Raw genomic sequence first — 7,938 nt, forward strand, 5'->3', positions numbered from 1 at the left:
CCGCTGCGCTTTCTGCCGGGGGTGGGGGTGGCCTACAAGCTGGCGGAGGCCCTCTACCAAGCGCTGGGGATCCCAGGCGTAGAAGAGCACCTGGATCTGGTGGCGGTGGGGATCGTGGCCGATGTGGCGGTGTTGCAGCGGGAGTGCCGCTACCTGGTGCAGCGGGGCCTGCCCGTGCTGGCCAAGACGCAGCGCCCGGGGCTGCGAGCTCTTTTGGATCAGATGGGCAACGGCCAATCCTCAGGAACACCAACAGCCCAGGATATCGCCTTTCGCCTTGCTCCCAAGCTGAACGCCATTGGCCGTTTGGACGATGCCAGCCTGGCGGTGGAGCTGTTGACCACCTCCGATCCGCAGCGGGCCCAGACGCTGGTGGAGCATTTTGTTGCCCTCAATGAGGAGCGTAAGCGCCTTACCCAGCAAGTGATTCAAGAGGCCGGCCAACAGGTGGAAAGCCTAGATCTGGGGCGGGAGGGGGCGATTGTCCTGGCCGGAAGCGGCTGGAACCCAGGGGTTTTGGGGATCGCCGCGGCGCGCTTGGCGGAGCAATACGCTTGCCCGACGGTGTTGATCGCCAAAGACGAGAGGGCGGGACGGGGCTATGGGTCGGGCCGCTCGATTCCAGGGGTGAACCTGGTGGAGGCCATCGAGGCCGTGCGCCCCCTCTTGCTGGGGGGAGGCGGACACCCTATGGCTGCCGGGATCCAAGTAGATCTGTCTTGCCTGGCCGCCGTACAACTGGCTTTGCGGCGGGAGCTGGCCGCGAGGGTCAGCCCGGATCGCCAAGCTCGCGCCCTGGCGGTGGAGATCGTCATCGATTGGGAACTGTTGGCCTCTCAGGGCCGGGATAGGGTGGCAGAGCTGGACGAGGTGTATCGGCAGTTGCAGCTTCTGCAGCCCTTTGGCCACGGCAATCCCAACCCCGTCGTAGCCCTGATGAACGTTTGTCGCGGCAGCGTCAAGCTGGGGGCTTCCCAGAATGGCCGCCACTTAAGGTTTGATCTGCAAGGCAGGCTGGGATCCCGTACCCTCTGGTTTTGGCAAGCCGGCGAAGAGCTGGAGCAGTGGCAAGAATGCCAGGCTATGGACATCGCCCTGCAGTTGGAAGCGGATGACCAGGGCAGACAACCCTGGCAAGGCAAAGTACTGGCGCTGCGCTCCTCTGGCGACTGGCAGGCGCCCACCGTTTCCGCCACCCGTCTCCAGATCCAGGATTACCGGCAACGCCCCCTGCCGGATTCTCTCAGAGAAGCCGTCTGCTACAGGGGGCAGGCTCTGCCCCTCGATCAAGACTTCCTCCCGTCGGCAAAAACAGCTCTGGTGCTGGCCCGCTGGCCCTGGCTGCCGACGGATCTGGCCCAACTGCTGCAACAGCTACAGCCGCAAACCCTGATCCTGGCTGCTTCTGGCCACCGCTGGGAGCAGATCGCCCAACTGCAGGCACTCTGGCAAGCGGGCCAACGGGATCCCGACGCTCTGGCGGCAGCGACTGGCCTGCCTCGACAGTGGCTAGCGGAATTGCACAGCCCAGAGGAAATTCCCACCTTGCTGCTGGGCCGCATCCGCGAATCCCAAGCTTTCCACCGCTGGCTGGACGAGGCCAGCTCCGACCAAATCGCCCAGCTCTGTCAACGGCTGCTGCAACCGGATCCCGCGCCGGCGGCTTTGTCTCCGAAGTAGAGGTGAGGGATCCCTTCAATTCCCGCAAAAAAGTTGGCAAGGCTTGGGATCTGGCCAACCCTTTCAAGGCCGACGCGATACTCTAGATCAAACGGCTTAGCTCTAGCGTTTTGCCGCACCCAGAGCCCAGTCTTCCGTGATCCCGGTTCGCCTGACCTTACACCATTTTCTCTGCTACTCTCACGCCGTTTTGGATCTGCGCGGGATCCACACCGCCTGCATTTGTGGCCCCAACGGGGCGGGCAAATCGGCTTTGCTCGACGCCCTTACCTGGGGCCTCTGGGGACAAAGCCGGGCCAGCAACGACAGCGATCTCATCCGCAAAGGTGCCAGTGAAACCTGGGTGGAAGTGATTTACCGCTCGCGGGGGCAAACCTACCGCATCCTGCGCAGCCGCCACCTGTCGGGGGAGGGATCCCTGGAGTGGCAAATTCAAGCTGGAGAAACCGCCTGGCGCAGCCTAACCCGCCGCGGCATGCGCGCTACCCAACAGGCCATCCAAAGTCAGCTTGGCCTCGACTACGATACCTTCATTCACTCGGCCTACCTGCGGCAGGGACGAGCCGATGCCTTTACCCTGAAGCGCCCCGGCGAGCGCAAGCAGATCTTGGCCGATATGCTCAAGCTGGGCCAGTACGACCTGCTGGCCGAGCGCTGCCGCGAACAGGCTCGCAGTGCCAAGCTGAAAGCGGATCTACTCCAAGAGCGCCTGCCCAAGCTGGAGCAACAGCAGGCCTCTATCGAGCAGATCCAAGCCGAACTGGAGCAGCTCCAACAACAGCAAACCCATCTGCAACAGCTCCTGGCCCAACAGCAGCAGGAATTACAGTCTCTAGAGCGGGCCTATGAACATCGCCACACCCTAGAGGAGCGCCACCGGCAACTCACCCAACACCTGCACAAGCTCAGCGCCAACCTGCACCACACCGAACAGCAGTGGCGAGCCCAACGACAGCACCTGCTGCAGTTGGAAGAGCTGATCGCCCAAAGCGAGGAGATCCTGGCGGGCTATAAACGCTATCAGTCCCTGATGGCCCAAGATCGCCATCTTCACCGCCTCTTCGAGCAACAGCAACACCTGCTCCAAGAGCGCCAAAAGCTGCAGGCCCAACAAGCTGAGTACCAACAGCAGCAACTGCGCAGAATGCAGCGGCTGCAACAGGAATTGGCCGCCTGCCAGGCCCAAGCCCAGGCCGATGCCCAGGTGCTGGCAGAAGGGGAGCGCATCGAAAACGCCCTCCACCACTACCGGCAAGCCCAGGAGCGCCTGCAGATCTTGAACGAGGCCCAGGCCCAAGCCGCCGCCCTCCTCGAGCAACAACGGCACTGGCAAGAGCAGATCCGCCGCGAGCGAGAACGCCTGCAAGCCCGCCTCCAGCTCCTCAAGCAGCAACTGCAAAACCAGGAAACCCTGGCCCAACAGCAGCAGCAACTGGCCCAGAAAATTGCCGCCGGCGTCGCAGCCCTGGCCGAGCTGGAGCAACGGCGTCTCTACCAACAGCAGGTGCTGGAAAAAATTCAAGAGCGCCGCCTCTTTGTGCAGAAGCTGCAGGAGCGGCAGCGGGTTCTCCAGCACCAATGGCAACAGGAGGAAGAGCGCTGCCGCCTATTAGAGGCTCCTTGGGAGGCCTTTCCCGTTGGCGATAGCAGGACGGAGTCCTTTCACCCCGAGCGGCTGGATCTCGGGGATCCGGATCGCCCAGATCCTTACAATCCAGAGCAAGAAAGGCACCACTCCGCCCCTGCCTTAGCGGGGGTGAAGTCGATGGCAGAAGGTGGGGAGGAAGAACACCCAGAATCCGAAGCCACCCCGGAAGCAGCCTTCTCAGAGCAGCCTGCCGCGCCTGCGCCGGCACCGTCCACCCAGGCGTTGGCTGTCCTGGAATCCCACCTTTGGGTTTGCCCCCTCTGCGCCCGTCCGCTCAGCCCGCACCTGAGGGATGTGGTGCTGCAAAAGCACCGCCAGCGCCAAGAAGAGATTGCCGGCGAGCTCTTTGTGATTCGCGAGCAACTGGCGGTGGCCGACCGGGAGATCGGGCTGCTGCAAGAGGAAGCTCGGCGTCTTGAGCAAGAATTGGCCGCTTGGGATGAGCGTCTGCACCTCCAGGGGCGGCTGCAGCAGCAGTGGGAGGCCGGGCAGGAGCGCCATCGGCAACTGGAGGCTTGGCGGGCAGAAGCGGCAGAACTGGAGCAAATCCTCAACCAAGAAGCTTATGCCCCAGAGGCGCGGCAGCAGCTTGCCCAGATCCAGCAGGCCCTGCAACACCTGGGCTACGACGAGCGCGAACACGCCCTGCAACGGGGAGAGGTGGAGCGCTGGCGCTGGGCCCTGGGCCGCTCCCACGAGCTGCGCAAAGCCCAGGAGCGCCGAGCCCAGTTGTGTGAACAGATCGCCTCCCTACAAGCGCAACTGGAAGCCCTGCAACAGGCGGGATCCCCTGACTCGCCGCTGGCAGAACGCCTGGCCCAAATCGAGCAGGCGCTGCACCACCTTGGCTACGACGGATCCCTGCACCAGCAGGTAAAAGCAGAACTGGCCCAGGCGCAACTGTGGCCGGCCCGCCTGCAGGCCCTCCAAATAGCCCGCCAGGAGCTGCCGGAAGCCACAGCCCGCAGCCAGATCTTGTCCCAACGCCTGCAGGAAAGCCGGCAGCACTTTGCCCAGGCCACCCAAGAGCTGGAAGCGCTGCAGCAACAACTGGCGGAGCAGCCTGAGGTCTTGCCCGCCCACCTGGAAGGGATCCGCCAAGCTCTGCAGGAGCACCGGCAAGGGCTGGATCAGGTGCTTTCTCAAATCGGGGCGGCCCAACAGCGGCTGCAGCAGGCCCTTGAACAACAGTCGGAGCGGGCAGAGCTAGAGCGACAACTGCAGCAGGCCCGCCGCCAGCAGCAGGTGTACCAGGAGCTGGCCAACGCCTACGGCCGCAACGGCATTCCCGCCCTGATCATCGAAAACGTTCTGCCAGAGCTAGAGGCCCAGGCCAACCAGATCCTGGGCCGCCTCACCCAACACCGCCTCCATCTGCGCTTTGTAACCCAGCGCTCGGGGCGACGCTCGGACAAGCTAATTGAAACCCTCGACATCCTCATCGCCGATCCCCGCGGCACCCGCCCCTACGAGACCTACTCCGGCGGCGAGGCCTTCCGCATCAACTTCGCCATTCGCCTGGCCCTCTCCCGCCTGCTTACCCAGCGCTCCGGCTCCGACCTGCAAACGTTGATCATCGACGAGGGGTTTGGCTCCCAGGACGCCACCGGGCGGGCCCAGTTGCTGGCGGCCATCAACGCTGTGGCCTCTGACTTTGCCTGCATCCTGGTGATCACCCACATCCCCAGTCTGCAAGAGGCCTTTCCCCACCGCATCGAGGTGCAGCCCTCCCCCCAGGGATCCCGCCTCTCCATTCGCGGCTAGTCATTTGGCTGGTCATTTGAGGAGTTGCCGGCCCGGCTCTGGAGCCACTGCTGCAGCAGGGGAATTATAGTCTCGCCAAGCTGGCTCCACTGGCCGGGCTTTTGGGCCGTGGTCAGCAGCTCCACCCGCTCCCCTCGGATCACCAAAAAGCCCACCGGCTCGATGCGCACCCCGCCCCCCGCTCCGCCAAACAGGCTGGCCGGATCCCGTCCGTTGCTGCGAAAGCCAAAATGGCCCCCTCCTCCGCCAACGCCAAAATAGAGCGACACGTAGGGGACAATCGTTGTGTCGCCAATGGTAATCGGCTGGCCAAAGGTCTGTCCCGTCTCCGCCAAAACCGTCAGCTTGCTCAGCACCGCCTCCAGGACGGCTTCCACCTCGAAATCGGAATTGGAATCGGATCCCATTTGTGACGTTTGCGTCAATGCTGCAGGCCAGCTCCAGAGGCCACCAGGTGAAGAACCAGATTGACTTGACTGTAGTTGCCTCAAACAAGGTTAAGATACCTTGCCGCCTACCCAAGTGCTCCGCGCCGCTACCCTCACCCCCAACCCCTCTCCCTCAGGGAGAGGGGAGTTAGGAATAGTGCTCGGCGCCAGGTGCTTTATCGTAACTTCATCCAAGAAAGGCTACTTACCCCCACAACTGACTCGGGCCGACACCGAGAAAGGGGAAGCTCCTGCGCCGCTTTTAATCCTCGTCAGGAGAGCCAGAGTAGAGATCTTCCAGGCGGCTGCGGGCTTCTTCCAGGCTGGTCGAACGAATCACCAACAAGGGCTCTTCCGTCAGGTTGCCTTCTTCATCCAAGAGCTCTGGGTGGGGCGCCTGTCGGCGAGCCCGACGGGGCGAGGCCTTGCGCTCTTCTTTGCCCAACGTGATGATATTGGCCACCAGGTTACGCAGGGCCACAAAGGCGATGGCCACGAAAGCGATAAGGTAGAGGATCTGCAGCATCACGGGTCAGATGAGTCAGAGGAAGGGTGAATTTGGCGGAAGCGACGGCCCAGCTCGGCGCACTCCATCAGCAGGTGATGCCATTTTGCCATCAGCGCTGGGTCAACGCCAACTTCATTCTCCGACAACTGATAGAGGGCTTCTGCGGCTTGCAATTCTGCTTGGGCAGCCAAAACCCGCTCCAGAAGGGCCTGCTGCGCCTCTGGGCTAATAAATTCTAGGGTTTCTTCTTGCAAAAAGCGGCGGGAGCGCTCAAACCAGTAGCGGTAATCTTCCAGTAGGGGCCCCAGAATCTCTCGCAGTAACTTGGCTTTGCTCATCATTGGGATCCCTCCGCGCCTGGTTTGCTGAGAGCATCTTAGCTGAACTTAACCTTCTCCCGCCAGGGATCCCTGGGTGGCCTCCAGGCGGGCTTCCGTCTCCAGCAGCAGGGCTTCCAGCTGGGGCACCAGCTCTAGGGCCTGCTCTTGCCAGTAGCCCCGCTGGTGGGCTTCCAGCAGCCGCTCGCTCATATCCCGCAGTGCCCAGGGGTTGTGATCCCGCAGAAACTGCTGCACCCGGGGATCCAACAGGTAGGCGCGGGCCACCCCGGCGTACATGAAATCGGGCACGGCGTGGGTGGTGACGTCGTAGGCAAAAAGGTAGTCGAGGGTGGCGGCCATCTCAAAGGCGCCTTTGTAGCCGTGGCGCATCACGCCGGCAATCCACTTGGGGTTGACGACGCGGGCGCGATAGACGCGGTCGATCTCTTCGGCCAGGGTGCGGATCTTGGGGTTGTGGGGACGGGCGTGATCCCCGAAGTAGATTTGGGGGTTGCGGCCCTGGAGGGTGCGCACGGCTGCCACCATGCCCCCCTGGAACTGGTAGTAGTCATCGGAGTCGAGGAGATCGTGCTCGCGGTTATCCTGGTTGTGCAGGACAATTTGCAAGCGGGCCAGTTGCCGCCGCAGAGCTGCGGGGGCCGGCTCTCCCTCGCCCTCGGCCCGGTAGGCGTAGCCGCTCCAGGTGAGGTAGGCGCGCGCCAGATCCGCCTCGGTTTCCCAGTTTTGCGCCTCGATCAGCCCCTGCAGCCCGGCTCCGTAGGCCCCTGGTTTGGAGCCAAAGATGCGCAGCCGCGCCCGCTCTGTCGCTTCTGAAGGCGGGATCCCTTGCTCCTGCCAGTACTGGGTATCGGCCAACACCTGGGCCCGCAGGGGGTTGTCGGCTTCCGGTTCTTCCAGGGCGGCCACGGCCTGCACAGCCCGGTCGAAGAGGGCAATGAGGTTGGGAAAAGCATCGCGAAAGAAGCCGGAGATGCGCAGGGTTACGTCCACGCGGGGACGGCCCAAAGCCGCTACAGGCAGAATCTCGATATCCACCACCCGTCCCCCCTCCCAGCGGGGCCTAACCCCCAAGAGCGCCAGCGCCTCCGCCCAGTCCTCGCCGCCGGTTCTCAGGGTGGCAGTTCCCCAAACGGATAGGCCCAGGTGGCGGGGATATTCCCCCTGCTCTTGCACGTAGCGCTCCACCACCCGCTCGGCAGCCAGCGAGCCAACTTGCCAGGCAGTGGGGGTAGGAATGGCGCGGATATCCACCGAGTAGAAGTTGCGCCCGGTGGGCAACACCTCCACCCGGCCCCGCGTGGGGGCGCCGGAAGGGCCGCTGGGCACATAGCCGCCATTGAGCCCGCGCAGGAGATTTTCCAGCTCCTGGGGCGTTTGCTGCAGGCGGGGGAGCAAGTCCGTCTCGATCCAGCGCAGCACCTGGCTGGCCGCCGGCCCCGGGGGCGGATCGTAAGGGATCCCCTGTAGCCGCTGGGCAATCCAGAGGCGGGCCTGGGCCTCTAGGGCAGCTACCCCATCTCCGATGCGGCGAAAGTTCTCGCCCATAGAGCTGGCTGGCTAATTCCTCAA

Annotated in this window: 5 protein-coding genes and 1 pseudogene; 2 read left to right on the forward strand and 4 right to left on the reverse strand. The window is 63.5% G+C overall.

The window, feature by feature from the left end:
* Positions 1-1,680, forward strand: a 1,680-nt coding sequence (locus tag NW857_RS08705) for a single-stranded-DNA-specific exonuclease RecJ (RefSeq protein WP_414368678.1), incomplete at its 5' end; no start/stop codon positions are given.
* Between the two features lie 136 nt (positions 1,681-1,816).
* A complete protein-coding gene (locus NW857_RS08710; RefSeq protein ID WP_414368680.1) occupies positions 1,817-5,092 on the forward strand; it encodes an AAA family ATPase in 3,276 nt (1,091 codons plus the stop codon).
* Here NW857_RS08710 and NW857_RS08715 read toward each other — a convergent pair.
* The 4 genes and pseudogenes from NW857_RS08715 to NW857_RS08730 all read right to left on the reverse strand — a co-directional run.
* Complete coding sequence (locus NW857_RS08715) at positions 5,089-5,517, reverse strand: GerW family sporulation protein (protein WP_414337951.1); 429 nt, start codon at positions 5,515-5,517, stop codon at positions 5,089-5,091. The genes NW857_RS08710 and NW857_RS08715 overlap by 4 nt on opposite strands.
* Before the next feature lie 265 nt (positions 5,518-5,782).
* Positions 5,783-6,046, reverse strand: coding sequence for a DUF2973 domain-containing protein (locus NW857_RS08720; RefSeq protein WP_414333816.1), 264 nt, complete (start codon positions 6,044-6,046; stop codon positions 5,783-5,785).
* Positions 6,046-6,366, reverse strand: coding sequence for a DUF2605 domain-containing protein (locus tag NW857_RS08725; protein WP_414341527.1), 321 nt, complete (start codon positions 6,364-6,366; stop codon positions 6,046-6,048). The genes NW857_RS08720 and NW857_RS08725 overlap by 1 nt, the downstream gene beginning before the upstream one ends.
* Positions 6,367-6,414: 48 nt before the next feature.
* Positions 6,415-7,899: pseudogene (locus tag NW857_RS08730) on the reverse strand (cobaltochelatase subunit CobN); the annotation flags it as partial.
* Positions 7,900-7,938: the final 39 nt, after the last annotated feature.

The sequence above is a fragment of the Synechococcus sp. H55.9 genome (assembly GCF_047462355.1).
Lineage (GTDB): Bacteria > Cyanobacteriota > Cyanobacteriia > Thermostichales > Thermostichaceae > Thermostichus.